A 25,730-nucleotide genomic window follows, 5' to 3' on the forward strand; every position below is an offset into this window, starting at 1 on the left:
TTGTCGCGCTGCGGGCGGTTTCTGCCCCGTGCGGTTACGACGCTTCCCGGATGACCGCTTCTACCGGCTTGCGTTTGGCATAAGGCAGCGGCGCGGCGTAGCCCAGGCGGAGCAGCAACTGCGGGTATTGGCCGCCCAAGGCGAGTTCGCGGCCAAGGCGGGCGCGCAGCTCTGCCACTTCGCACGGCTGGTTGAGCCAGGCGCTGGCAATGCCCTGTTCGGTCAGGAGCAGCAGCAGGCGTTGCAGCACGCCGCCTGCGGCAATCCACGCGGGGATGGTGTCGTCATCGGTCGCAAGCAGCAGCAGGTGCGAGGCGGAAGCGATTTTTTTGCCGTCGGCCTTGTTCTGCGCGTTCGCCTTCAGCGCGAGCCGGATAATCGGTTTGGTCATCCACGCGGGCAGGTTGGGCGCGCCCATCACCGCGTAACTCAGGCCGTCCAGGGTGCGCTCGCTGTGCGCCTTGTTGAAGCGAATCCAGGAGAGCAACTCGCGCTTGAAGGCTTCGTCGCCCAACTGGGCGCGGTTGCCGTCCATGACCAATTCCGTAAGTTGCGCGAATTGCGGCGCGTTTTTGTCCCAGACGCGCAGACGCACGGTGTCGTCGCTTTGTGCGGCGGCGAGTATGCCGTCCAGCAGCGCCTGCGGAATGTTGCGGCCGTCGTAACGCGCGCGGTTGGTCTGCCGCAGCGGAATCTGTGCGAACAGCGGATCCAGCTGCGCGCCGGGCTGTTTGTCGAGGCGGACGGTAATTGTGCCTGCCGCGCTGACTGCGGTCGTGGTCGCATAGCCGTAATGGTTGGCGGCAATGCGCAGGTTTTCCGCAGCGCAGCCCAGGCTGATAAAGAGTTCACGGTCGTCGGGATCCACCACCGGCAGGCGTTTGCTGAAATCGGGCGTAATCGTGATGGCATCCGCGCCAAGGGTAAAAAACCACGGCTGGGTGTTATGCCCGGAAGGGGCTTTGCTCGCATATTCGACCATCGCGTGGAAATCATTTTGCAGCGTCATGTTTTTCTCCGGTTGGGATGATATGGACGCAGTGTAGCACCACCCGCTTTTCGCGTGGCAGTCCTTTGCCCGCACGGTAAGAAACGATGCTTCAATATTTAGGGCATGTTTGCAATTTGAATTTCCCTCCCCTGCGAAGCGGGGGAGGGGGATGTATCAATTGTCAACGCGCCCCTAGAATTCGTATCGGAATGTCGCCATCACATGACGCGGCGCGCCGAAACTTAACGCATCGGGAATGGTTTTGTATTTCTGGTCAAAGAGGTTGTTGGCATTGAGGGTAAAGCGCAGGTTTTTTGTCGGCCGGTATTGCGCCATGAGGTCCACGGTGGCATAGGATTTTTGTGTGTTGGCAACAATTCCGACGGAATCATCAATCTCGCTTTTGGCAAAGATTTTACTCTGCCAGTTAATGCCGCCACCGATCGTCCATTGTTCATTCACGTCATAGCTGGAGAATGCTTTGAATAAATGCAGCGGGGCATCGGTTTTCAGGCGCGCGCCTGTGCGGTCTTCAATTTTAGTACGGGTATAGGAAGCGTCCACGCGCCAGTCCGGTAGCGGTTCGCCGGAAAGGGTCAGCTCCCAGCCACGCCCTTTGGTGTTGTCTTCGGCGCGGTAGTAGTCCGAGCCGTCGGCGTGTTCGCCCGCTTTGACGGCAAGGTTGTCCTTGCGCACTTCAAATACCGCTGCCGAAGCATTCAGGCGGTCATCCAGCCATGCGCCTTTGACGCCCAATTCGTAAGTCGCGCCTTTTTCTGGATCCAGCGGGTTGTGGTTTATGTCCTCATTGTCCTGCGGCTGGAAAATGGTGCTGTAATTGGCATAGGCGGTGAGGTTGTTGGTGAAATCGTAGGTCAGCCCCAGATAGGGGGTGAAAACGCCGTTTTCTTTACGCACCCGCGGAATGTAGTCATTGCGGAAATCGTATCCGGTTCTTTTCCAGTTGGTGAGACGCGCTCCGGCAAGTAATGCCCAATCGTCATTGAGATGGATGCGGGTCGCGCCATACAGGGAAGTGGTTTGTTTTTTATTGGTGCCGTAACCCAGTAATTCGTTTTCCGGCCGCTCAATTTTGCCATCGCGTACAAAGGCGAAAAGGTCATCCACGGGGTCATCGGCGCGGGTATCGTATTTGGCGTTTTTGCCATCGCGGTAGTCGTTATGGCTGATGCCCATCTGGAATTCGTGCTGGCGGCTAAAGAGCGGGTATTTTCCATCAAGGTGCATATCGAAGGCGTGCTCTGTCGGATGGAAGTTTTCTTTGATGGTGACGAGTTGCGCGCTGCCGTCGGCTTTAACGTCGTAACTGCCGCCGATGCCGTAGTGGTTGTCGGCCTTGCTGAAGCGGTAGCTATAGGCGGCGCTGAGTTTCCAGTCGTCATTAAAATCGTGTTCCAGTCGGGTAAAGACTTCGCTGCGACGCCGCTTGCTGTATGACCATTCCGCGGCGTTGTTGTCGCGCGGTTGCATCAAGAGCAGACGGTAGCCGCTGTCTGCATCGCCATACCAGGAGGAGAAGGAGCCGGGCGTCGAGTGTTTGCTGTGTACGTCGCTCAGTTGCAGCCCTGCGCTGACCATCGTCTGCGGGGTGAGGTCGTATTCGAGTATGCCGTAGAGGGTTTTGCCATCTTGCCGGGCGCGGCGCTGCCACAGGCCGCCGCGGTCGTAGATGGCAACCGCGCGACCACGCAGGCTGCCGTTGTGGTTCAAGGCGCCATTGCCATCGAAAACGGTGCGGTAATGTCCCCATGTTCCCGCGCCAACATCAATGCTGAAATGCGGCTCGGCGGTCGGGCGTTTGCGCTGCATCTGGATATTGCCGCCCGGATCGCCGATGCCGTTTCTCAAGCCGGTCGAACCGCGCACGACGCTCGCCGATTCGTAAACGGCGCTGTCGGTATTGTGCAGGGACAGGCCGTAACCGGAGCCGTCGCCGCTGGCGTCAAGTCCGTCGATATTGACATTGTCAATGCGGTATCCGCGGGAGATGTAGTAGTGATAGCCGTCGGCGCTGTTTCCATATTTCTGGAAATAGATGCCAGGGGCGTGCGCAATAACTTCACTCACGCTATTAAGTTGTTGCTCTTCCATGCGCTTTTGCGTCATGACGGAAATGGACTGCGGCGTTTCGCGTAGGGTGAGGTCCAGTCCGGTAGCCGAGATGCTGGCGGGGATGGTGTAGTTGGTTTCCAGCGACCGCTCGGCATTGACGACGACCGGCGCCAACGTCGCAGGCTCGCCCGATGCCGCGAAGGCGGCAGGCGCAAGCATGGCGAGGGAAGTCAGGCTGATGAGCGGTTTGCGGGACAGGTGGGCGGGGAAGGGTTGGCGCATGGGGAACTCCGGCTGTGAATGTAATTGCGAATAAATCTTAACATTCCAGCCATCATGCCTGCCGCTTTTTTATCGCACCCCCGCCGGTTTATTCGATGATGACGGGGTTGTCGGGAAGTTCGTTGCCGTGCGGATCGTCGGGTTTGCCAAAGTGTTGGCGCAAGAGCGCGGCGCTGTCGGCGATGAGGCTGTCCAGCGCGGCGACTTCGCCGCCCGCCTTGAATTGGCGCAGGGTGCGTGCGGCAAGGTCGTCCCAGATGTTCTGCGGGATGACCGCCAGCACGCCGCTATCTGCGAGGATGTATAGCTGCGATGCGGCGAGGTTGAGATAAATCAACACCGCGCTGCGGTCTTCTGTATTCCACAGGCCGAGGGTGGAGAAGTGGCGCTCGGCCCGTGTTTGTAGCGGGGTGTCGCCAGGCAGCGGGCGGCGTTCGATGACCAGGCGCAGTTCGCCGCCGTGACCGCGTTCGCCATTTTTCACCGCAGTGGTGAGGGCGGCGATGGCGCGTTCGTCCAGCCAGCGACTATCCGCGCCGAAAAAGCGGTTTTTCAGGTTGTGCAGGAGGTCTTTGAACATGACGGTTTCCGGTAAGGGTGAAAACGGGATTATGGGGGCAGGTTGGCGGTTTTCACAGGGGCATTGCCGTCGCGTTGGTCATCCTCATGTCGGATGAGGCTTTGGGTGGATTGTTATTAAAAAGCGGGGCAAGAACCCCGCTTTTTTCATGCCGCCGCGTCTTTTTCACTTTCGGCGCGGTGGCGGTGGTAGTGACGCAGGGCGTGTTCGGCACGCCGGCCGGCGCTGAAGGCGGAGACGCGCTTCAGGTAGCCGATGACGCGCGTGCCGTAGTCGATGTTGCGCGAGCCGCAGGCGCTGCATGCTGTCAGCGTGCGTTTGTCAATGTGTTCGCAGTCGTTGCAGATGGTGATGCGCACGTTGATGCAGAAGTAGTTGCAGCCGGTGTGCGCCGCGATGTCCAGCAGTTTGCGGTAGCCTTCCCGGCTCAGCGCTTCGTCCAGGTTCAGGTGCAGCGCCGAGCCGCCGTCCAGCCAGTCGATGAGTTCGCGTCCGTGCAGGATGAATTTGTCGAGCGCGTTGGTGCGCTGGTCGTCTTCCACCAGGTAGAAGTAGGAGTTGTAGCAGTCGCGCGGCACGCGGTAGCCGTCGCGTTTGTCCCAGGCAGCGTTTTTCACGCCGAGGTTTTCTGCCGGCACGAATTCGGTGTTGTAGCGCACGCCGTAGTGCGCGTTCGCCCGCTGGTTGGCGTGGTAGATGGTTTTCAGTTTTTCTTGGACGAAGGCGAGGTAGGCGGGGTTGTTGCCGACGGTGATGCCCTGGGATTCTGCCGCTTCTGCCATGCCGTTGATGCCGATGGTCAGGTATTGTTTGTCGAGGGTGATGAAGCCGGCGTCGTACACGGTGAGCATGCCGGCGGCAAGGTAGTCTTCCATCAGCTTGCGGTAGGCGTACTGGTAGCGGTGGATTTTTTCGACTTCGGTGAGGAGGTCGCGGCCGTCCTGCACGAGGCGGTTCATGTTGATGGTGATGACGTTAATCGAGCCGGTGGCCACGCCGCCCGCGCCGAGGCTGTAGGAGAAGGTGCGGTCTTCGATGGCGTTGCGCAGGCGGCAGCAGGAGGCGAGCGAGTCGGGGTTGTCGGATTGGTAGATGAAGAAGGCGTTGCCCGCCGCGAGTTCGCCCGCGATGTGGTCGGCGAAGGCGCTGTCTTTGCAGCGGCGGTTTTCGGTGAGCATGGCGACGGTGACGACCGGGAAGGTGAGGATGGCGCGCTTGCGCTCGGCGTTGAACCATTTGAGGAAGTAGTTTTGCAGCGCGGCGACGCTCTGCCAGTCCGGGCGGCTGAAGTCGGGGAAGACGAAGTCGCCGAACATGGCGTGGAAGTAGTGCTGGTCGTAGATGGAGATGTTCCAGAAGGCGCTCTGGTAGCCGCGCGCGGCGGCGGGCTGGTTGAGCGCATAGACGACGTGTTGCAGGTGGTTGGCGATGTCCTTTTCATGCGTGCGCAGGTAGTCGTCGCCATAGTCCTTGCGCGCGAAGTAGTCAAAATAGGTGAGGAATTCGACGGTGGCGACCGCCCCGGCAAACTGCGCGCTGACGGCGAAAACGAAGTTCACGAATGAACCGCAGAAGGAGGCGAGATGCTTGGGCGCGCGCGACTCGCCGCCGAGTTTGGTCAGGCCGTCGCGCAGGAAGGGGTACATCGAGACGGAGACGCAGTAGGGCTTGAGGCTGGTTTCGTCATGCACGTAGATTTCGTGCGCCTCTATCTGGCGGACGTATTCGGCAGCGGTCGCCTCGCCAAACAGCTCGCGGATTTTGCGGCTGACCTGGGCGCGGTTTACCTGAATCATCAGGTCTTTCATCAGCTCGGATTCCAGTGTTGCCATGTTTTTCTGGGTGACGTTGGCGTTGGCGTCCAGTTTGGAACCGTCGGCGGCGTTGTGCGCACGCACATAGTCATCCATAAAGTCCAGTTTCTGCTGAATTTGTTCGGCTGTGAGTCGTAGCATTTCATCATCTCCAGAATAAATGATTGAGCACTGCGCCGTCGGCAGTGCGGATAAAGCGCTGGTTGGTGTCAGGGCAATCCAGTCCGCCGCGCTCGCGACGCCAGGCACCGGTCTTCACAAACGTCAGCTCCGGCAACAACGCGGCAGGCGCTTCCTCCAGACCGGTGTAGAGGCAGGTTTTCAGCCCTGCCGCCCGCGCCGTGCGCAGACAATCCAGCAGCGCCGCCGTCTGCCATTCGCCGCCGAAAAACAGCACGCAAGAAAGCAAACCGGCGTAATCGCCAAGGCGCCGCTGCAAATACGCGGGTGACAGCGCCCTGCCCTGCCGCGCGTTCCAGGTATCGGCGCTGTGGCAACCGGGACAACGCAACGGGCAGCCCGCGATGGTATAAGCCAGCGAGACCTCGTGCGGCACCTCCTGCCAGACCACATCTTCCCGAACAAACCGCAGCATGATAAGCGCTCCTGAAAAAGTTGAACCGCATGAAAGCAAACATCGCTCTCATGCAGAAAACGCAATATATGGTAGTGTCATGAGACAAACAACACAATATATATGGTTTTATATTTCGTTAAACGCCTGTGTACCATTGATAAAAATGCATAAAAAAACGACGCCAAAGGGCGTCGCGCAAACCGGGCGGCCATCTGCCGCAGAAACGAAAAAGGCAAGGCGCAAAGCCTTGCCAGAAAACAGCATAACCGCGAAAGCCGCTTAACCTAATGCCCTTGAACCGCAGGGTTCAAGTGGGTGCCTCAACAACCTTTTGGGCTTCTCACCGGAAGTGAGCATGCTCACCCAGATGCGTCTGACACCCAAGGCAAGATGTAATTAGGGTCAAGGGGTCTGTAGGAAACGCCTGCCCCGCAGTTATGCCTTGCAGACACTATAGCGCTGCGTTGTGTCGCTGTAAAGCGGATTTTGTGCAGAACATTAAGGCGTAACTTTCGCTGCACACACGCCATTTTCAGACGTCGTCAAAAGCCTGTCGCCCGCTTTTTCCGCTATAAAATCCGCACCGGAATTTCAGAAAATGCCGCAATCATCGTAATTCCTGCAGGCACGATAAGACCTGAAACTACCTAGAAGAAACGCCCTCTTGCAAAGAAGACGAAATTTTCATTATTTTCATAATATTATGATTCTTCGGTCAGATATTTTCAGATTCGGATCATTACCCGCACATTTCGTCCGAGCAAAATAAAAACCACCTTTTCAGGTGGTTTTTTTATTGGGTGGCGGAGAGAGGGGGATTCGAACCCCCGATAGGGCTATAAACCCTATACTCCCTTAGCAGGGGAGCGCCTTCAGCCTCTCGGCCATCTCTCCACAAGGAAGTGGCGCATTATACGGATTTTCATCCTACTGTAAAGCGACTTTTCACTCGTTACCAGAGTGATTCCCGGGGTTGTCGCCCATCAATCGTTGATAGATTTCTTCGCGGTGTACGGCGATGTGGTCGGGCGCCTTGATTCCCAATCTCACCTGGTTTCCCTTGACCGCCAATACGGTGACTTCAATATCATCATCAATAATGATGGTTTCCCCTACCCTGCGGGTAAGTATTAACATAACAATGCTCCTGGATCTTTTCGTAATTCTCTTTTTTATGCATGAAAATCATACATTTGCATGGCTTTCGCCCCAGATGCTGTTATTTTCATACCAGGCTTTGTGAATGGCTCTACCGCTAGCATCCACGCTGCCTGTCCGTTTGTGTCCGTATGAAGTTTTTTCAGCGATGTTTGCCTCAGGACACCGCTGCTACATCTTGTTTTATGCCGTTGTCAGCGGCATGGGTCTTTTCTTCCTGGGACTTCTGTTGCAGCTCATTGTTCTGCAATGGAAGTTTTTTCACAAGATGTTTTTCCTCATATTTACACAATAATCCACACTACTAGGAGGCGGATTTGACGTGTGTCAACTCGTTTGAAGAGGCCGCTCTATTGTAAGCAAAAAGTTTTCCTCTTCCAAACGGATTTGGAAATTTATCCGTATATTATGAACTTTTAATTTTACTTCAATGCGTTATTCAGAGGTTTTCTTCTGCTGTTTATGTGTTTTTTCACGGCTTATCGTGATTCACAGGAGGCTGTGGTTATTTACACAAGGGTTGTGAAGGTTGATGTGAACTTTATCGTGTTCAAGAATTTAGGCGCGAAACCCGCTTGTGTTACGGTTTTCGCGCCTGCTCCTTTTAGTCGTCGTCGCGGTATTCGTCGTCGTAACCGTAGTCGTCAAGGTTATCGCGCTCGTCACCTTCGTCATCGTAGTACCAACCATCTTCGCCGCTGCGTTCAAGGTTGTCCCAGTCGTCTTCGTAGTCTTCGGCGTTTTCTTCGTCTTCCATTTCTTGCCACTCACGTTCGAGCTCGGCTTCGCGGTCGAAGTTTTCGTCGTCGTAATCGTCGTCTTCAGGGTGCATGGTTGTCTCCAGAGGTTGCGGTTTGCCAGTCGGGATGAGCGACGGGCTGGATGTTGGCGTCTTGGCAACGGGCAAGGTGGGCGCGCACGGTCTGCCCGCCAAGGCGCAATTCGGGATTAAGATCGGCAAGCGGACGCAAGACGAAGGCGCGTTCGCAGATGCCGGGGTGTGGCAGGGTAAGGCGCGGATGGTCAAGGTGCAAGTCGTCGTAGGCAAGCAGGTCAAGATCGAGGGTGCGCGGCGCGTTTTTAAAGGGGCGCTCGCGGCCTTGTTGTTGTTCTACGCTTTGCAGGAGGTCAAGCAGCGCCAGCGGCGCGAGGTCGCTGCGGTAGCGGATGACGGCGTTGATGAAATCCGGCTGCGCGGTGTAACCCCAAGGCGGGGTACGGTAGAGCGCTGATGCGCCGCGCTCATCGAGGTGCGTGGCGAGGTTTTGGCGCGCCCGCAGGAGCTGGGCGATGGGGTCGCCTTGGTTGCTGCCGTAGGCGATCCAGATGGTGTGCATGGCTTGTTCTATTTGATATATGTCCTGCGGAAGCGAGGCTTAATCGCGCTTTTTCCGCCGGTTGCTGTTACGGCTGCGGCGTTTGCGCGGGGCGGCAGCGCTTTCTTCGTCTTCGCTTTGTTCGGCGCAGTATTGTTCGACGTCGGCGGCGGTGTCCGGGTCTTGCTGGAGGGCTGTCCACAGTTCAACGAGGTCGGCGAGGTCTTCGCCGGCGCCTTGGCGCACGAGGAGGAAGTCGTAGGCGGCACGGAAACGCGGATGGGCGAGGACGCTGTGCATTTTGCGGATGTTGCCGCGTGCTGCTTGTTCCAGGCGGGCCTGCAGCGCCCAAATTTCGCGGATCATGCCGCGCAGGCGCACCGGGATGGCAACGCGCTCGCTGGCGGCGATATGGACGAGGTCAATGGCTTCGTGCATGGCGCTGTGCCAGTTGTCGCGCTCTTTGAGCAGGCCGCGGTATTGCAGTTGGTACACCGGCCAGAGGATGGCCGCCAGCAGGAAGGCGATAGTGACGGGTTTGTCGGCGGCGATGCGTTCGTCAGTGTTGGCGAGCGCGATGCGCATCATGTTTTTGGCGTATTGGGCGTAGGCGGCGTGCGGGTAGTGGATGGTTTTTTCGGCGTCGGGAAAGAGCGCTTCAAAGAGGCCGTGTTGTTGCAGGACGTCAAAGCAGGTTTGACCGTAGCCGCTCATAAAGAGTTTTTGTACTTCGTCAAAGAGGCGGGCGGCGGGGACGGCGCGCAGGTTGTCGCGACAGGCGACGATGGCGGCTTCGGTATCGGCTTCAAGCGGCATGTTGAGTTTGGCGGAGAAGCGGGCGGCGCGCAGCATGCGCACCGGGTCTTCGGTGTAACGCGCCACGGGGTCGCCGATGATGCGGATGATGCGGCGGTTGATGTCATCCAGCGCGCCGACGTAGTCGCGGATTTCGTCGTTTTTGCTGTCGTAGTAGAGGGCGTTGATGGTGAAATCGCGACGGACGACATCATCTTCGAGGGTGCCGTAGTGGTTGTCTTCGAGGACAGAGCCGTAGCTGTCGGTGCGGGCTTCGCGCTCCGGCGGGGCGCGAAAGGTGGCGACTTCAATGATGTAGCGGCCAAAGTGGATATGCGCTAGGCGAAAACGGCGGCCGATAAGGCGACAGTTGCGGAAAATGCTGGCGATTTGTTCGGGACGGGCGTTGGTGGCGATGTCGAAGTCTTTCGGCTGTTTGCCGAGCAGCAGGTCGCGGATGCATCCGCCGACGAGATAGGCTTCGAATCCGGCTTCGTCCAGTTGGCGCAGGATTTTCAGGGCGCGAGGGTCAATTTGTTGTTCATCAATAGGGTGTTCGCCGTGTTTGCGAACCACGGGCGATGTTGCGGCTAGTTGCATGCCGTCCTCTTTTTTGTTGTTCGGGGCGCGCTGCCATGTGGCGCGGGGTCGATGCGACGGATTCCCTGTCGCGTGCTGCGTCTGCCAGTCGTTGGGCAGGCGCTTTTATGGCGGGCGCGCATTGTATCCTGTTACACAAGTCTAAATCCAGACGCGCTGCGGGATGCAATGTTTGCTGCGGCGGCGATACAATGCGCGCCGTCTTTAAACCTTTTTTATAAATAAAGGAGTCATACATGGCCGGCAGCGTCCTCGAACCCAAAGAAATCCTCGAATACAGCGCCCATAAAGGCACGGCGAAAGCGGAAAACCGCGCTGACCGCCTGGCAGTCCTCGGTTTCCTTGGCGGCGCCTTCATCTCGGTCGGCTACCTCGCCTACGTGCGCATCGTCGCCGCCATGCCGCACGAACTGGCGGGACTGGGCAAACTGCTCGGCGCGGCGGTGTTCCCGGTCGGCCTCGTCTGCATTCTGTTGGGCGGCGGCGAACTCATCACCGGCAACATGATGGCACTGCCTGTCGCCTGGCTGAAGCGGCGCATCAGCCTGCGCCAATGGGCGCGCAACTGGGCGATAGTAACGGCGACCAACGTCCTCGGCGCCTTCTTCGTCGCCTGGTTCTTCGGCCACTACGTCGGTCTCACCGAAGGCGCGGTCTTCGCCGAAACCCTCGAAGTCGCACAAGGCAAAGTGAATGCCGGTTTCGGGCAGGCAGTCGTCTCCGGCATTGGCTGCAACTGGCTGGTCTGCATGGGGCTTTGGCTCTGCTACGGCGCAGACACCTTCAGCGGCAAAATCCTCGGCACCTGGTTTCCGGTGATGGTCTTCGTTGCCATCGGCTTTCAGCACGTCGTCGCCAACATGTTCGTCATCCCTGCGGCTATCTGGGGCGGCGGCGACATCACCTGGGCACAGTTCGGCGAAAACATGATCGCGGTGTACCTCGGCAACGTCCTCGGCGGCACGGTCATGGTCGGCGCGCTCTACTACGCCGCCTACCGCGACTAACGTCGCTTGACCGAACCCAGATAAATCGCCACCAGCGTCAGCGCCGCGCCGCCCCATTGCAGCGCTGACACCGGCTTGCCCAACCAGAACGCATCCAAAAACAGTGCCGCGACCGGCTCGGCCAACAAAAACAGCCCCGTCAGCGCCAGCGACAGGCGCGGAATGGCGAAAGCAATCAGCCCCCACGCCAAACACTGCATCACCAGCCCGTACACCAAAATCAGCCCGACTGCCTGCGCGCTGCGTGGCAGCAGCGCCTCGCCCGCAAGGAGCGCCACCGGCAGCGCGCTTGCCGCGCCGCACACACTCAAAATCAACATCAGCGGCAGCAGCGCCACCGGCGCAAACGTATGTACCTTGCGGATGGACGCCATGGACAGCGCCAGCATCGCCCCCGAAACCACCCCGCTCAGAAGCCCCCATGCCGCGCGGTCATTCTGCGCAAATTCCGGGCTGGCAATCAGCGCCACGCCGATAACCGCCAATACCAGACTTGCCATCTGCCAACCGCCGGGGCGTTCGCCGAAAAACAGCAGACCAATCGCGGCGAGAAAAAATATCTGCAAGCTGTTGAGCAGCGTCGAGATTCCTGGGCCGACCGCATGAATACTCTCGTGCCATAGCGCCAAATCCAGATTCAAAAACACCCCGGCCGCGGCGGCAAACCACCAGCAGCGACGGTTGTGCGGAAAAGGCGAACGCCGCCACCACGCCAGCAGGGCAAACGCCAGCGCGCCGACCAGCAGCCGCCAAAAAGACATGGCGAAACTGCCAAGCGGCACAAAGACGATAATCAGGCTGCCCAGTCCAAAAAGCACGCAACCGAGTACCAGTCCGGCCATCGCCCAGCGGTCGCCCCGCGGTAAAACTTGCGACATAAACACCTCTCACATCTCCGAATATTCCACCATACCACGTTCACGCGGGGATTCTGCATCGCTATTGCGGCAGGGGTACTACCATCGTCAAGGCAGCGCCACCGCAAAGGGGCGCAGAATACGGCGGACATTAAAAAAAAAGCCACCCTGACGGGTGGCTTGCTTTTGGGAGAAGCGGTGCCTTAGAGCGGCAGGACTTCCAGCCCGGCGTCGTATTCGAGGACGTGAGGCGCGTCCTTGACGATGTCGCTGGGCACTTCGTGTTCGATGGAAAGCCAGTACATGCCCGCGCCCGGCCAGTCGATGGTGATGAGGCCGTCGGCGTCGCTTTTGAGTTCGATGAAGTCGTGCGTGCGGTAGCGCATGCCGTCTTTCGCGAGGCGCACGCGCGCGTTGGCCAGCGGCTTGCCGTCATAAACGGCGCGGAATTTGGCGGTTTCGCCCGCGTAGAGTTCGTTCGGGTGGGTCAGGTATTCGAGATCCAGCCCCTTGGCAGCAGGCTTGAGCACTTCTGCCGTCGGCTCGCCGAGGGTGACGAAGGTCTCGGTATTGAGCGTCCGCTGTTTGTATTTTTCGCGCTTCTTGTCCGCCATCGGGTTTTCTTTTTGGTATTTTTCCGGGCTGCCGCGCCAGCGCACGCTTTTGCCGCCGTCGTCGTAGTTGAACTGGATATAGTGCAGTTCGTCGGTGAAGCGGTGCGTGCCTTGTTGGGTCAGCTTGGCGTCGTAGCTGGTGCGCAGTTTGCCGGCCATCAGGTTTTCTTTTTCGATTTCTTTGCCGTCTGGCGCGTAGGCGTGCAGGTTTTCTGCCGGACGGCCGCGGTGGTTGACGTCAAAGGGGAAATCGGAGGCGCCGTTGTCGATGGTGACGTAGTCTTTTTCGCCGGAAAGCTGGGTGGAGCTCGGACGTATCCAGACGTTGTGCGCGCTGGCGACGCTGCTGGCGATGAGGATGAGCGCGGCGAGATGGGTGCGTTTCATGGGAAGCTCCTGTTACGGGGTGATGGTGAGGGTGATGTCGCCAAGTTCGCTCTTGCCGCTGGCTTTGGCTTCTGTTTTGGCTTTGACTGGCAGGCTGAAGGGAATGCTGACCGCTTCAATGCCGCCTTCTTCGCGCACGGCTTCAATCATCAGGGTATAGCTGCCGTCTTTGAGTTTGGCGAGACGCGGGTCGTCGGACTTGATTTCGATGTTGTGTTTGCCCGGTTTTTGCGTGGCGCCGGTGATGGCATCGGGCAATGGCTTCAGGCTGCGGCCGCCCTTGCGCCACCAATTGCGCAGTTCTTTCAGGTATTTGAGGCCTTCCTGCGGGTTGTCGTCTTTGCCCTTGATGAAGTACCACAGGCTCAGGTGTTCGACCAGCTTTTTGTCGCTGTCTTCCACCCAAACGGCGACGTAGGGGCGGTGGTATTCGTTGCTTTTGATGTCGGGGATGGTGACTTCTATGTTGAAGTCCGCTGCCTGGACGCTGGTGGCGAGCAGCAGCGCTGCGGTGAGGAGGGTTTTTTTCATGATTTTTCCTGTGGGTGAATGGAGGCGCGATGATAGTTTGTTTGGGAATGGTTCGCAATATTCGGCAGATTTTTGTGCCGTCAATTTTTGCTGCGGCGATTGACGGTGCAGTGCAGGCGGCCGCTGGCGAGGCGAACGCTGATTTTGTCGCCGGGCTGGACGGCATCGCTGCGCGCGAGGGTTTTGCCTTCGGCGTTGTAGGCCAGCGCGTAGCCGCGTTGCAGGACGTTGAGCGGGCTCAGGTGGTGCAGGTGTTGCATCAGTGCGCTCAACCGCGTTTGTTCGCGCTGCCAGCGGCGGTGGGCGGCGGCATGCAGGCGTTCGCCGAGCTGGTCGGCGCGTTGTTGTGCGGTGCGGATTTGCCGCTGCGGGTTTTGTTGGTGCAGGCGGTGTGCGAGGGTTTGCTGGCGCTGTTGCGCGTTTTGCAGACGGCGGCGGGTTGCGCCATGCAGCTGCTCCTTGAGGCGGGCGAGGTGCTGAAAGCTGCTGCCGAGGTCGGGGCAACTGTGCGCGGCGGCGGCTGTCGGCGTCGGTGCGCGCAGGTCGGCGGCAAGGTCGGCCAGCGTCACGTCGGTTTCGTGGCCAACACCGCTGATGATGGGGATGGCGCTCGCGGCAATGGCGCGGATGAGGTTGGGGTCGTTGTACGCCCACAGATCTTCGAGGCTGCCGCCGCCGCGGATGAGCAGCAGCGTGTCGCATTCGCCGCGGCGGTTGGCAGTCTCGATTTGCCGGATGAGTTGCGCCGGTGCCTGTTCGCCCTGGACGAGCGAGGGGTAGATGATGACGCCGACCAGCGGGTTGCGGCGGCGCAGGGTGGTGAGGGCATCGTGGATGGCGGCGCCGCTCGCGCTGGTGATGATGCCGATTTGTCGCGGCGCGGGCGGGATGGGGCGCTTGCGCGCGGCATCGAAACAACCTTCGGCGGCGAGCATGTCGCGGCGGCGTTTGAGTTCAGCTTCGAGCGCGCCGATGCCCGCCGCTTCAATCTGGTCGAGGACGAGCTGGTAGTTGCCGCGCGGCTCATAGAGGGTGGCGCGGCCATGCACGCGCACCGCGAGGCCGTTGGCCAGTTCGCGCGCAGGCAGGCTGAGGCGGTAGCTGTTGCCCTTGAACAGCGCACAGGCGACTTGCGCCGCATCATCCTTGAGGGTGAAGTAAAGATGACCGGAAGCGGGGCGGCTCAAATTGCTGATTTCGCCTTCGACCCAGATATCGCGGTAATCACTTTCAAGTTGGGCGCGGATGCGGGCGTTTAGCTGGCTGACGGTGTAGGTGATCATGGCGGTGGCTGCGGAAATGCGGGGCGGCATTATACTGCGCCCTATCGCAACCACCCGCGCCAACCATGCCCCGCCCGCTGTTTACCGCCAACCGCCAGTCCGCCAACACCCTCATCTGGCGGCGTTACGACCCCTTCCGCCCTTACCGCCTGCTACTCTGGCTCATCGCTGCACCGCCCGCCCCGTCGCCCGCCTGCTCCCTGCCGAATGACACGCCTACCCGATAATGCCCGCCAGACGATGAATAGCTCCTTTTTTGTCCTATCCGCCGGATTTTAAGAGCCGCTTTGGCTCTCCTCCGCCTCGCGTTTGGCGAGCAGGCGTTTGCCGATGTACAGCCCCGCTTCAAAGAGGATGAGCATGGGGACGGCGAGCAGGGTTTGCGAGATGGCGTCCGGCGGGGTGAGCAGCATGCCGATGGTAAATGCGGCGAGGATGATATAGGGGCGTTTTTTGGAAAGGGTTTCCGGGTGGACGATGCCGAGCATGATGAAGATGACGGTCGCGACCGGTACTTCAAACGCCGCGCCGAAGGCGATGAACATCGTCAGGCTGAGGTTCATGTATTGGGTGATGTCCGGTTTGTATTCGACGCCTTTGAGTTCGATGCCAGCGAGGAAGCTAAAGAGTATCGGCAGGATGACGAAGTAGGCAAAGAGTACGCCGGTGTAAAAGAGCACGGTGGAGGAGATGAGGATGGGGCGCACCAGCCGTTTTTCGTGGCGGTACATCCCCGGCGCGACGAATGCCCACACTTGGTAGAGTATCCACGGGATGGTAAAGAGGCAGGCGAGAAAGAGGCAGACTTTGATCGGCGTGAGGAAGATGTCGATGCCGTCGTAGGCGAGCATGGTCTGGCCGGGCAGCATGTTGTTCAGCACGGGCAGGGCGAAGGTTTCGTACACGCGGTTACGGAATGGCAGCAGCAGGATGAATACGCCGCCGAGGGCGTAAATGATGCGCAGCAGGCGAGTGCGCAGTTCGATGAGGTGCTCGACGATGGGCATTTCCGGGTCGTCGTTTTCCGGGGTGTTGGGGTTTTGGCTCATGGGTCGTGGATGGTGTTTGGGGATTCTGCCGTTTACTACACTTGAGCGCTCAGGGTGTATGTATAGCAATCCCCCGAAAGCCTCATACGGTGTTGCGCCGCCTGACCGGGCACCCATAAAAATGGCGAAGCCATTTTTATGGGAAACCCGCGCCGTACAACCACGTACTGTCTTCGGCGGCGCTCCTTGTCTGAGGCTTTCGGTGTATCGCTATAAACGGGGGCCGTATAAACCGTTGGGGTTTGCGGACAAGAAGCGCTTTATTTTTCCGGTTCTTTTTCGGGCGGTTCGGGCGCTGCGGCGTCCGTCGTCACGGCTGTTTTTTCTGTTGGACGCGGCGGCTCGACGCCGGTGTCGGCTTCGGCTTCGCCGTCTTCCGGGGTGTAGCCGTCGTAGGCGTGTTCGAGGTCGGTTTTGATGTCGTCACCGAGGGCGCGGGCCCCTTTGTCCAGGTCCATGATGTCCTGGTTGAGTTGGTTGATGTGCGCTTTCATGTCGGCTTCGTGCAGGATTTTGCGCATGTCGTCCAAATCCAGCTCGCGTTCGATGTCGGCGCGCACGTCACTGAAGGCGCGGCGGATTTTGCGCACGGTGATGACCGCGGTGCGCACGACTTCGGGCAGGCGCTGCGGCCCGATGACAACCACGCCGATGACGCCCAGGACGACGAGTTCGGAGAATCCGATGTCAAACACGGCCTGGCCTTATTTGGTTTTTTCTTCTTCGCGCCGCGCTTCGCCTTCGATGATGCGGGTATCGGCAGCGTCGGTTTTTTGGTGTTCGAGTTTGTCGGCGGGTTTTTCTTCGTCTTTCATCGCGTTTTTGAAGCCTTTGATGGCTTGGCCGAGGTCGGCGCCAACGTTACCGAGTTTTTTGGTGCCAAAGATGGCGACGACGATGATGAGGACGATGAGGAGTTGGATTGGGCTGATTCCCATAGGGGTTCCTTGCGGTTTGCGGTATTTGATTTTATGGAGATGGTGTCATGTGCCGCTGCGGCGTTTTGCCCTCACCCCAACCCCTCTCCCAAAGGGAGAGGGGCTTTTGCACGAGGATGTTTGGGAAAACACGGGTTATGACGAGGGGCTTTCAGGAATGTGCCGCTTGGACGGCGGTGATGGCGATGGTGTAGACGATGTCATCGACCAGCGCGCCGCGCGAGAGGTCGTTCACCGGTTTGCGCATGCCTTGTAGTACCGGGCCCATCGAGATGGCGTTGGCAGAGCGCTGCACCGCTTTGTAGGTGGTGTTGCCGGTGTTGAGGTCGGGGAAGATGAAGACGCTTGCCTGTCCGGCGACCGGGCTGTTCGGCGCTTTTTGTTTGCCGACGGATTCGACGGCGGCGGCGTCGTATTGTAGCGGGCCATCGACGAGGATGTCCGGCCGCAGTTCGCGCACTTTGGCAGTCGCTTCTTTGACTTTTTCGACGTCCGCGCCGGAGCCGGAGCTGCCGGTGGAGTAGGAAATCATCGCCACGCGTGGCTCAATGCCGAAGGCTTTGGCGCTGTCGTTCGACTGGATGGCGATTTGCGCGAGTTCGTCCGCGGTCGGGTTGGGGACGATGGCACAGTCGCCATAGACCAGCACTTGGTCGGGCAGGCACATGAAAAAGACGGAAGACACCATGCTGGCGCCGGGGGCGGTTTTGATGATTTGCAGCGGCGGGCGGATGGTGTTGGCAGTGGTGTGTACCGCGCCCGAGACGAGGCCATCGACTTCGCCCGCTTCGAGCATCATGGTGCCGAGCATGACGCCGTCTTCGAGCGCTTCGCGCGCCTGGTCTTCGGTCATGCCTTTGGCTTTGCGCAACTCTACCAAGCGGGCGACGTATTTTTCGCGCACGGCGGCGGGGTCGATGATGGTGATGTTATCACCCAGTGTGACGCCTTGTTGTGCGGCAACGGCCTGTACGCTTTCGGGTTTGGCGAGCAGGACGCAGCGCGCCATGCCGCGTTCGGCGCAGATGCTGGCGGCGACTACGGTGCGCGGTTCGTCGCCTTCGGGCAGGACGATGGTTTTTTGTGCGGCAATCGCCCGCTGCACGATTTGGTAACGGAAGGCGGCGGGCGAGAGGCTGACGCTGCGCGCGGCGCTGAGGTAGCCTGCGAACCAGTCGTCTTTGATGCCGTCGGCGAAGTATTCTTTGGTCTCGCGGATGCGCTGTTCGTCATCGACCGGGATGTAGCGGTTGAATTTTTCGATGAGTTTGCTGATTTCCCAGCTGCTGGTGCCGAGGTGCAACACCGGCAGTTTGGCTTCTTCGATCAGCGGTTTGCACAGGTTCATGACGACGTCGGAGGCGGGCAGCGGCCCGGTGAGGACGAGGCAGGCGAGGTTGTTGCCTGCTTTGGCGGAGATGGTGGTTGCCATCAGCGCGTCGTCGCGGTCGGCGGGGAGGAAGATGCAGTAGCCGGGGCGGAGGAAGTCGGCGGCGTTGGCCGGGGTGCGCGCAAAGAGGACGTAATCGAGGATGCGGCGCGTGCTGCTTTCGCCTTCAAAGAGGACGGTGGCATCGAGGTGTTGTTGCAGGTCGCTGACGCGCGGCGCGGCGATTTCCGGACGGCTGCTGATGACGCCGAGCAGTTTGAAGTTGGCGTTGAAGGCTTTGCTGTTTTCGATTTCGGCGCGGCTGAGCGCGCCGGCGCCGTCGGCGTAGTTCACAATCGCGCCGAGCAGGTGGCCTTTTTCGTAACCGCCGAAGGCGTTGGCAGCGAAGTCGAGGCGGTTTTCCAGACGGGCGATGCTGGAGACGCGCGCGTCGGAAAGGAGGATGACGTCTGCGCCGAGCGCGCGGGCGATTTGCCGGTTGCATTCGCCGGCGTAGGGGACGTTCGGCGTTTCCAGCAGGCCTTCCATGATGACGACGTCGGCATCGCCTTTGGCCGCTTCAAAGTTCTGGATGACGGTTTCCATCAGTTCGTCGAGATTGTCCGCATCCAGCGCCTGTTGCACCGCTTCGGGGCGGATGACCAGCGCGTCATCGCCGACGGCGCGCGAGGAGTGCAGCAGCACGGCGCGGCTGTGATCGACGTCCTGGCTTTCGACGTCATATTGCATCACCGGTTTGTGGAAGCCGACCTTGACGCCCTTGCGGTCAAGGGCGTGGTAGAGGCCGAGAACGGTAGAAGTCAGGCCGATGCCGGGGTGGGTGGCGACGACGAGGATTGCTTTTGCCATGTCGCCCTCCTTACGCGCTGAGCGCATCGGTATCGCGGGCAATCATCAGCTCCTCATTGGTAGCGATGACCCACACCGGCTTGCTGCCCGCGGCGGCGATATTGCCTTCCTTGCCGCGGAAGGTTTCATGGTTCTTCGCGCTATCGAGTTTGAAGCCGAGATATTCGAGCAGGGCGATGGTTTTCTCGCGCACCAGCGAGGAGTTTTCGCCGATACCGCCGGTGAAGACGATAGCATCAGCACCGCCGAGACCGACCATCTGCGCGGCGATGTGCTTGGCGAGGCGGTAGCAATAGACCTCCATGGTGCGGATGGCCGCTGCGTCGCCCTTGGCATAGGCTTCTTCCACGGTGCGGCAGTCGTTGGACATGCCGGAGAGACCAAGCAGGCCGGACTGTTTCCACAGCATGTCATCCACTTCTTTCGGGCTCATGCCCATTTGCCCGGTAAGGATGCCGAAGATGGCGGGATCGACATCGCCGGAACGGGTACCGTGTACCACGCCTTCCAGCGGGGTCAGACCCATCGTGGTATCCACAGAATGGTCGAAATCCACGGCAGCGACGGAGGCGCCGTTACCGAGGTGGGCGACGACGGCTTTCGGCTTGGCGATGCCGAGTTTTTCCGGCAACTGGCTGGCGATGTAGCGGTAAGAGGTGCCGTGGAAACCGTAGCGGCGGATTTTGTTGTCGGTGTAGAGCTTGTACGGCAACGCGTAGAGGAAGGCGCGCTGCGGCATGTGCTGGTGGAAGGCGGTATCGAAGACGACGACCTGTTTCAGGTTGGGGAAGGCTTCGCGCGCGGCGTCAATACCGGTGACGTGCGCCGGGTTGTGCAACGGGGCAAGGCGGATGCAGTCCACAATCTTGTTGCGCACATCGTCATCCACGAGGACGGATTCGGCGAAATATTCGCCGCCATGCACGATGCGGTGGCCGACTGCCTTGATTTTGTCCATCAGGCCTTCTTTTTTCAGCGCGGCGACGATGACGTGCAGCGCTTCCTGGTGCGTGCCGGGGTCAAGCTGCTGCTCGGTTTTGCCGCCTGCGGCGGTCTTGATGGTGATATTGCCGACCCCGCCAACGCCCAGACGTTCGGCCAGGCCTTTGAGCGGCTCCTCGCCGTTTTCCGGGTTGATGACGGAGAATTTCAGGCTGGAAGAGCCACAGTTCAGAACAAAAATATAGTGCGACATGAAAGATTTCCTGTTGGATAAAAAGCGGCGCGATTTTAACAAAAAAGCGGGGCAAGCGGGCGGCGGCAGGGGAGATGCTGTAGTGGCGCGGGTTAAGCGTCAGTAGGGTGACAAAAAGTGTCGTAGAACGTCACCAAGATTGAGAGGCGTGACTGTCATGAGGATGCGTCAAGATGGCCGCTATTGCCGCGGCGATGCGGTGTACGTGTTGCCAGCGACGCGACGGCGCAGATGGTGCAAAAAAATGTCAGGCGCATCTCCCTACGCAAGTGCGATTTAGCGACACTCTTTTGCCTCTTCGATTTTAATGGGGGTACTGTTACCATCCGTAATATCACTAATCATGATAGAACATTGTTTTTCATACCCATCAACAATCCATTCAGAATCAGCAGTAAAATCATAGTCATGATTTTTTTCTGGAACAAATGTTGCCGCCAAAAAACAGATGGCCGTATAACCCGGCGTTTGCACCTGTATTAGCGTAATGGGTTCATTAGCACGTACGTAGAATTCAGCAAATCTCTTCTTGTTGCGATGAGAATTAGGATCCGGCATTCCAGGAATTATTCTCCCATCATAATCATGCGTATCAGAAAAACCGCCAAGTACGGATGCGGTACGCTTCCAATCGATACAGTCAGATCCAACGGTTGCCCGCACCTTATAAGTAGATGAAATTACACGAACACGGGCACGGTCACCATCTACAGGTTCTTCCATCTTGGTGAATTGTGCTTTGAAGGGACCTATAATCTTGTCTGTATAGGCGCACCCCTCCAACAACATCAGTGCTGCCATGAGCAGATAAATCTTTTTTATCTTCATCCTATACTTCTTTCCTTAAATCAAAGCGCCGCAATGCGGCGCTTTCTTTATGCCAAATGTTATTTCGGATGCACCATGTCGGCAGGCACCACCAGCGCGTCAAATTCTTCGCCGGAGAGCAGGCCGAGTTCTATCGCCGTTTCGCGCAGCGATTTGTCGTTTTTATAGGCGGTTTTGGCGACTTTTGCCGCGTTTTCGTAGCCGATTTTGCGGTTGAGCGCCGTTACCAGCATCAGCGAGTGATGCAGGAAGTAGTCGATTTTTTCCGGCACGGGCTCAATGCCGACGGCGCAGTGGTCGTTGAAGCTGTTGCAGGCGTCGCCCAAGAGGCGCACGGATTGCAGCAGGTTGTAGGCAATCACCGGCATATAGACGTTCAGCTCGAAGTTGCCGGAGGCGCCCGCCATGTTGATGGTGACGTCGTTGCCGAAAACCTGGCAGCAGACCATGGACAGCGCTTCGCATTGGGTCGGGTTCACTTTGCCGGGCATGATGGAGGAGCCGGGCTCGTTTTCCGGGATTTTGATTTCGCCCAGGCCGCAACGCGGGCCGCTGGCGAGCCAACGCACGTCGTTGGCGATTTTGTTGAGGCTGGCGGCAAGCGTTTTCAGCGCGCCGGAGGCGAAGACGGCAGCATCGCGTCCGCCGAGCGCTTCGAATTTGTTAGGCGCGGTGACAAAGGGCAGGCCGGAGAGTTGCGCCAGTTGTGCCGCGGCTTTGACGGCGAAGTCGGGGTGACTGTTGAGGCCGGTGCCGACGGCGGTGCCGCCGAGCGGCAGTTCGTAGAGGTATTTGAGCGCGTCTTGCAGGCGGGCGAGGCCGTGGTCAAGCTGGGCAACGTAGCCGGAGAATTCTTGGCCGAGGGTGAGCGGGGTGGCGTCTTGCAGGTGGGTGCGGCCGATTTTGACGATGGGTTCAAAGGCTTTGGCTTTGGCGGCGAGGGTGTCGCGCAGTTTTTGTACTGCCGGAATCAGCAGGTGGTTGATTTCTTGTGCGGCGGCGACGTGTATCGCGGTCGGGAAGCTGTCGTTGGTGGATTGAGCGTGGTTCACGTGGTCGTTCGGATGCACTGGCTTGTAGGCGGCAAGCCCGGTACCGGCCAGTTCGTTGGCGCGGTTCGCCAGCACTTCGTTCATGTTCATGTTGGACTGTGTGCCGGAGCCGGTCTGCCAGACGACGAGCGGGAACTGGCCGTCCAGTTTGCCACCCAGCACGTCATCGGCGGCGCGGACGATGAGGTCGGCCTGTTCTTGCTGGATGCGGCTGAGGCCGGCGTTGGTCAGCGCGGCGGCTTTTTTCACCAGCGCCATGGCGTAGATGAGCGGGCGCGGCAGGGTTTCGCCGCCGATTTTGAAGTTCTGGTAGCTGCGCTGGGTTTGCGCGCCCCAGTAGGCTTCGGACGGAACTTGAACGTCGCCCATGGTGTCGTGTTCGGTGCGTGTTGTCATGATGTTTACCTCGTGTTGACGTGTGAAAAAGTGTGGCAATTATAACACCGCCGCCCGTGCAAACCCCGCCGGATGCGCCTAAAATGGCGCTTCAACCCCCAGGAAAGGAAACCACCATGCTCATCATCACCGGCCTGGCCGGCGCAGGCAAAACCATCGCGCTGGACACCCTCGAAGACCTCGGCTATTACTGCATCGACAATCTGCCAAGCGCGCTGCTTGCCAGCCTCGTGCGCGATTTTGCGCCGAAACAGGCGCAGCCGGTGGCGGTGGCGATGGACTCGCGCAACGCCGTCGATCTCGCCGCCCTGCCGGAGAAAATCCGCGAACTGCGCCAGCAGGCGGAGATTCAAATCCTTTTCCTCACCGCCGATACCGACGTCCTCGTGCGCCGCTACAGCGAAACGCGCCGCCCGCACCCGTTGCACATCCGCGCCGAAAGCGCGCGCGCCCTGCCGGAAGCCATCGAATACGAACGCCATCTGCTCAATCCCCTGATGAACCTCGCCGACATCATCCTCGATACCAGCGGTTACAGCGTCTATCAGCTCAAAGACCGCCTGCGCACCGTTCTCGGCGACGCCGCGCCGGCGCTCATCATCACCCTGCAATCCTTTGGCTTCAAACACGGCACGCCGGTCAATGCCGATTTCCTCTTTGACGTGCGCTTTCTGCCCAACCCCTACTGGGATGCGGCCATTCGCGCCTACAGCGGTAGCGACGCGCCGGTCATCGCCTTCCTCGAACAATACGACGAACCGCGCCGCTTCGTTGCCGACACCGCCGCCTACCTGAAAAACTGGCTGCCCGCCTTCGTCCAAGGCAGCAACCGCGCTTACCTCACCGTTGGCATCGGTTGCACCGGCGGCCAGCACCGTAGCGTGTACGTTACCGAACAAATCGCCGCCCTGCTCAAACCGGATTTCCCCGGGCTGCACGTCGAACACCGCGACCGCAAGAGCCATTCCTCATAACCCGCTTACATACACATCGAGCGCTCAGCTGTATGTGGCGAATTGTCAAACCAAGTGCAACGCCTTGTCAAAATGTACTTCATAAGGCGTTCTCCACTGCAAACACTTGCGCGGGCGGTTATTCAATGCCAGCACCGCCTTTTCAATGTAATCATCTGGATATTGCGCAATATCCTGATGCTTCGGAAAATATTCACGCAACAAGCCGTTGGTGTTCTCGTTCGTGCCGCGTTGCCACGGCTGGTACGGCGGCGGAATGTATATTTTTATCCCCAACGCCTCCGCCACCACCGCATGCCGCGCAAATTCCTTGCCCCGGTCTGGCGTGATGCTGAGCACCGTCTGCTCGCGCAAGGCTTCAATCATCGCCGCATTCACGCCGTCCGCCGTCTTCTTCTCCAGCCGAACGCACCGCAGATAGCGGCTTTTGCGGTCAACCAACGTCAGCAACACCGCACCACCCACCACGCCTGCAACGGTATCGGCTTCCCAGTCGCCCATGCGCTCCCGCGCCTGTGCCTCTGGCGGACGCTCCGACAGCGCATGCTCAACCGGGAAGTTATCACGTGTCGGCTCGCCCTTGCGCCGCCGCTTCTTGCCACGGTGGCGCAGCCTTTGCTTGCCGCTTATCACCCAGTCGGGGTCATTGAAACGCTTGGCGTAGATACCGCGGTAGATAGTCGCGTAGCTGATGGCGTGCGTGCGGCCTTCGTGGCGCAAGCGGTACTGAATCTGCTCCGGCGACCAGTGCAGTTTCAGAAACCTCTCCTTGACCAGGGCAAAAAGTTCCGGGTCATCAAGTTTACGCTTGCGGCGGCAGAGCTTACGCCTGCTGTCGTATTTCTCCTGCGCCTTGCTGGCGTCGTAGTTTTCGCCAGCGCTATTGCGCTTCAGTTCGCGCAAGATGGTGCATCTGTGACGCTTCAACATGGTGGCAATAGCAGCGGGGCAATGACCTTGGTTGAACAAAGTCATTATGCAACCCCGCTCAATGGGCGTAATATGACTGTAGGCATCCATTTTCGGTCTCCTGCAATGTTTTGATGTTTTTTGCAGTATCGCTTATGGATGTCTTTTTTGTAGCTGTTGCACTTGAATTGTAAATTCGCCGTATAAATCCAACCCCTAGCCGGAGACACTTGAATGATGAGACTCTACCACTACGACCACTGCCCCTTCTGCGTCCGCGCCCGCATGATTATCGGCCTGCGCGGGCTCAACGTCGAACAAATCCCGCTCGCCAACGACGACGAAGAGACCCCCATCGGTCTCGTTGGCAAAAAAATGGTGCCCATCCTGATAAAAGAAGACGGCACGGCGATGGGCGAAAGCCTTGACATCGTCCGCTACCTCGATGAATACGCGGGCAAAGAACGCCTGGACGAGACCATCCGCCCCGAAGTGCAAGCCTGGCTGAACCAGGTGAACGAATACAGCGGCAAACTGCTCTCGCCGCGCAGCATCCGCATCGGCCTGCCAGAATTTGCGACAGAATCCGCGTGCGCCTACTACACCGCGAAAAAAAGCGCGCAGTACGGCGATTTTGCGGAAAACCTCGCGCGCACGGACGAACTGCTCGCCCGCCTGCATGAAGACCTGCCCGCGCTGCTGCCGCTCATTACCAGCCCAGACCACCTCGGCGCGCGTCTTGGCTATGAAGACATCATCACCTTCCCCGTACTGCGCAACCTCACCATGGTCAAGGGTGTGCACTATCCGGCGGAAATCCGCCGCTATGTGGAGGCGATGAGCGCGCATAGCCGCGTGCCGCTTTTTGATGACCGCGCTATTTGAGCAGCGCCCACAAAAAACGCCGCAACCAGAGGCGTTTTTTTTGCGGTAGTTTTTCATTTATAGCGTTCAAGGCGCTATCCGGTTATTTGAAGTCGTAGCGCAGGGTCGCCATGATGCTGCGTTCGGCGCCGGGGATGTTGAAGGTGTTGGTGCTGCCGACGCGGGTGTAGTACTTGCGGTCAAAGAGGTTGTCCACGTTCATTTGCAGGTTGAGCTGCGGGGTGATGCGGTAGGCCGCCATCAGGTCAAAGGTGGCGTAACCGCCGCCGCGCACGCCCTGCGAGCTTTTGATGCCGCTCATCGCGTTCACTCCGCCGCCTATGGTCGCGTTTTGCTGTAGGCGGTTTCGTAGTGGTCGTTCTTTCATAAAAAACGCCCTCACGGGGAGGGCGTTTTTCTG

General features: G+C 59.0%; 25 protein-coding genes, 1 tRNA gene, 1 other RNA gene and 1 pseudogene. 4 read left to right on the forward strand and 24 right to left on the reverse strand.

The annotated features are described in order from the left end of the window. Nucleotides 1-34: 34 nt before the first annotated feature. From EL199_RS01250 to pcnB, 11 genes are all read right to left on the reverse strand, one after another. The gene (locus tag EL199_RS01250) at nt 35-1,009 is read right to left on the reverse strand and encodes an Acg family FMN-binding oxidoreductase (RefSeq protein ID WP_004141103.1); all 975 of its coding nucleotides are present in this window, start codon (nt 1,007-1,009) and stop codon (nt 35-37) included. Nucleotides 1,010-1,183: 174 nt separating this feature from the next. Beyond that, nucleotides 1,184-3,346: a TonB-dependent siderophore receptor gene (locus EL199_RS01255; RefSeq protein WP_004141100.1), complete on the reverse strand. Its 2,163-nt coding sequence runs from the start codon at nt 3,344-3,346 to the stop codon at nt 1,184-1,186. An 88-nt stretch (nt 3,347-3,434) separates the two neighbouring features. Continuing rightward, nucleotides 3,435-3,926, reverse strand: a complete 492-nt coding sequence (locus tag EL199_RS01260) for a TPM domain-containing protein (RefSeq protein ID WP_004141099.1) — start codon at nt 3,924-3,926, stop codon at nt 3,435-3,437. 146 nt (nt 3,927-4,072) lie between these two features. Beyond that, nucleotides 4,073-5,881 (reverse strand): anaerobic ribonucleoside-triphosphate reductase, encoded by a 1,809-nt coding sequence (gene nrdD / locus EL199_RS01265; RefSeq protein ID WP_004141097.1) that lies wholly within the window; start codon nt 5,879-5,881, stop codon nt 4,073-4,075. Nucleotides 5,882-5,885: 4 nt separating this feature from the next. After that, nucleotides 5,886-6,335: an anaerobic ribonucleoside-triphosphate reductase activating protein gene (gene nrdG, locus EL199_RS01270; RefSeq protein ID WP_004141095.1), complete on the reverse strand. Its 450-nt coding sequence runs from the start codon at nt 6,333-6,335 to the stop codon at nt 5,886-5,888. A gap of 241 nt (nt 6,336-6,576) precedes the next feature. Beyond that, nucleotides 6,577-6,758: non-coding RNA, 6S RNA (gene ssrS, locus EL199_RS01275), on the reverse strand. A gap of 360 nt (nt 6,759-7,118) precedes the next feature. Further along, a tRNA-Ser gene (locus EL199_RS01280) sits at nt 7,119-7,211 on the reverse strand. 51 nt (nt 7,212-7,262) lie between these two features. Next, a complete protein-coding gene (csrA, locus tag EL199_RS01285; protein ID WP_004141086.1) occupies nt 7,263-7,454 on the reverse strand; it encodes a carbon storage regulator CsrA in 192 nt (63 codons plus the stop codon). Nucleotides 7,455-8,079: 625 nt separating this feature from the next. Beyond that, nucleotides 8,080-8,307 carry a hypothetical protein gene (locus tag EL199_RS01290; protein ID WP_004141083.1) on the reverse strand — a complete coding sequence of 76 codons (228 nt, stop codon included), beginning with the start codon at nt 8,305-8,307 and terminating at the stop codon, nt 8,080-8,082. Then, nucleotides 8,297-8,812, reverse strand: coding sequence for a 2-amino-4-hydroxy-6-hydroxymethyldihydropteridine diphosphokinase (gene folK / locus EL199_RS01295; protein ID WP_004141081.1), 516 nt, complete (start codon nt 8,810-8,812; stop codon nt 8,297-8,299). The genes EL199_RS01290 and folK overlap by 11 nt, the downstream gene beginning before the upstream one ends. Before the next feature lie 39 nt (nt 8,813-8,851). Then, nucleotides 8,852-10,186 (reverse strand): polynucleotide adenylyltransferase PcnB, encoded by a 1,335-nt coding sequence (pcnB, locus tag EL199_RS01300; protein ID WP_004141079.1) that lies wholly within the window; start codon nt 10,184-10,186, stop codon nt 8,852-8,854. 236 nt (nt 10,187-10,422) lie between these two features. Between pcnB and EL199_RS01305 the strand changes: the two genes are divergently transcribed. Next, on the forward strand, nt 10,423-11,193 hold the full coding sequence (locus EL199_RS01305) for a formate/nitrite transporter family protein (protein WP_004141072.1): 771 nt from the start codon (nt 10,423-10,425) through the stop codon (nt 11,191-11,193). On the opposite strand, the gene EL199_RS01310 is transcribed toward EL199_RS01305, so the two are convergent. The 4 genes from EL199_RS01310 to xseA all read right to left on the reverse strand — a co-directional run bounded on the left by EL199_RS01310 (nt 11,190) and on the right by xseA (nt 14,865). After that, entirely contained in the window at nt 11,190-12,071 is an 882-nt protein-coding gene (locus EL199_RS01310; protein WP_040355147.1) for a DMT family transporter, read from the reverse strand. The genes EL199_RS01305 and EL199_RS01310 overlap by 4 nt on opposite strands. A 182-nt stretch (nt 12,072-12,253) precedes the next feature. Further along, nucleotides 12,254-13,051 carry a DUF4198 domain-containing protein gene (locus EL199_RS01315; protein ID WP_004141068.1) on the reverse strand — a complete coding sequence of 266 codons (798 nt, stop codon included), beginning with the start codon at nt 13,049-13,051 and terminating at the stop codon, nt 12,254-12,256. A 12-nt stretch (nt 13,052-13,063) separates the two neighbouring features. After that, nucleotides 13,064-13,582 carry a DUF2271 domain-containing protein gene (locus tag EL199_RS01320; protein ID WP_004141066.1) on the reverse strand — a complete coding sequence of 173 codons (519 nt, stop codon included), beginning with the start codon at nt 13,580-13,582 and terminating at the stop codon, nt 13,064-13,066. A gap of 80 nt (nt 13,583-13,662) precedes the next feature. Then, nucleotides 13,663-14,865, reverse strand: a complete 1,203-nt coding sequence (xseA, locus tag EL199_RS01325) for an exodeoxyribonuclease VII large subunit (protein WP_004141065.1) — start codon at nt 14,863-14,865, stop codon at nt 13,663-13,665. Nucleotides 14,866-14,930: 65 nt separating this feature from the next. On the opposite strand from xseA, the gene EL199_RS12760 reads away from it, so the two are divergent. Then, on the forward strand, nt 14,931-15,092 hold the full coding sequence (locus tag EL199_RS12760) for a hypothetical protein (protein WP_004141063.1): 162 nt from the start codon (nt 14,931-14,933) through the stop codon (nt 15,090-15,092). 48 nt (nt 15,093-15,140) lie between these two features. Here the strand turns inward: EL199_RS12760 and tatC are convergent, their stop codons facing one another. The 7 genes from tatC to fumC all read right to left on the reverse strand — a co-directional run bounded on the left by tatC (nt 15,141) and on the right by fumC (nt 22,562). Next, entirely contained in the window at nt 15,141-15,914 is a 774-nt protein-coding gene (gene tatC / locus EL199_RS01330; protein ID WP_004141061.1) for a twin-arginine translocase subunit TatC, read from the reverse strand. Nucleotides 15,915-16,174: 260 nt separating this feature from the next. Continuing rightward, nucleotides 16,175-16,609: a Sec-independent protein translocase protein TatB gene (tatB, locus tag EL199_RS01335; protein ID WP_004141059.1), complete on the reverse strand. Its 435-nt coding sequence runs from the start codon at nt 16,607-16,609 to the stop codon at nt 16,175-16,177. A gap of 9 nt (nt 16,610-16,618) precedes the next feature. Continuing rightward, a complete protein-coding gene (locus EL199_RS01340) occupies nt 16,619-16,852 on the reverse strand; it encodes a Sec-independent protein translocase subunit TatA (protein WP_004141058.1) in 234 nt (77 codons plus the stop codon). Nucleotides 16,853-17,003: 151 nt separating this feature from the next. Continuing rightward, nucleotides 17,004-19,091: a phosphate acetyltransferase gene (pta, locus tag EL199_RS01345; protein ID WP_040355142.1), complete on the reverse strand. Its 2,088-nt coding sequence runs from the start codon at nt 19,089-19,091 to the stop codon at nt 17,004-17,006. 10 nt (nt 19,092-19,101) lie between these two features. Continuing rightward, nucleotides 19,102-20,286 (reverse strand): acetate/propionate family kinase, encoded by a 1,185-nt coding sequence (locus tag EL199_RS01350; protein WP_004141055.1) that lies wholly within the window; start codon nt 20,284-20,286, stop codon nt 19,102-19,104. Between the two features lie 276 nt (nt 20,287-20,562). After that, nucleotides 20,563-21,114 (reverse strand): hypothetical protein, encoded by a 552-nt coding sequence (locus EL199_RS01355; RefSeq protein ID WP_004141053.1) that lies wholly within the window; start codon nt 21,112-21,114, stop codon nt 20,563-20,565. A 59-nt stretch (nt 21,115-21,173) separates the two neighbouring features. Next, entirely contained in the window at nt 21,174-22,562 is a 1,389-nt protein-coding gene (gene fumC / locus EL199_RS01360) for a class II fumarate hydratase (RefSeq protein WP_004141050.1), read from the reverse strand. A 116-nt stretch (nt 22,563-22,678) separates the two neighbouring features. On the opposite strand from fumC, the gene rapZ reads away from it, so the two are divergent. Further along, nucleotides 22,679-23,536, forward strand: coding sequence for an RNase adapter RapZ (rapZ, locus tag EL199_RS01365; protein ID WP_040355138.1), 858 nt, complete (start codon nt 22,679-22,681; stop codon nt 23,534-23,536). 45 nt (nt 23,537-23,581) lie between these two features. On the opposite strand, the gene EL199_RS01370 is transcribed toward rapZ, so the two are convergent. Then, nucleotides 23,582-24,556 carry an IS30 family transposase gene (locus EL199_RS01370; RefSeq protein WP_126315954.1) on the reverse strand — a complete coding sequence of 325 codons (975 nt, stop codon included), beginning with the start codon at nt 24,554-24,556 and terminating at the stop codon, nt 23,582-23,584. Between the two features lie 126 nt (nt 24,557-24,682). On the opposite strand from EL199_RS01370, the gene grxB reads away from it, so the two are divergent. Next, nucleotides 24,683-25,330, forward strand: coding sequence for a glutaredoxin 2 (grxB, locus tag EL199_RS01375; RefSeq protein WP_040355344.1), 648 nt, complete (start codon nt 24,683-24,685; stop codon nt 25,328-25,330). Nucleotides 25,331-25,412: 82 nt separating this feature from the next. Here grxB and EL199_RS01380 read toward each other — a convergent pair. Next, nucleotides 25,413-25,655 (reverse strand): annotated as a pseudogene (locus EL199_RS01380) (TonB-denpendent receptor); the annotation flags it as partial. Nucleotides 25,656-25,730 lie beyond the last annotated feature (75 nt).

The organism is Cardiobacterium hominis, from assembly GCF_900637305.1.
Taxonomy (GTDB): Bacteria; Pseudomonadota; Gammaproteobacteria; order Cardiobacteriales; family Cardiobacteriaceae; genus Cardiobacterium; species Cardiobacterium hominis.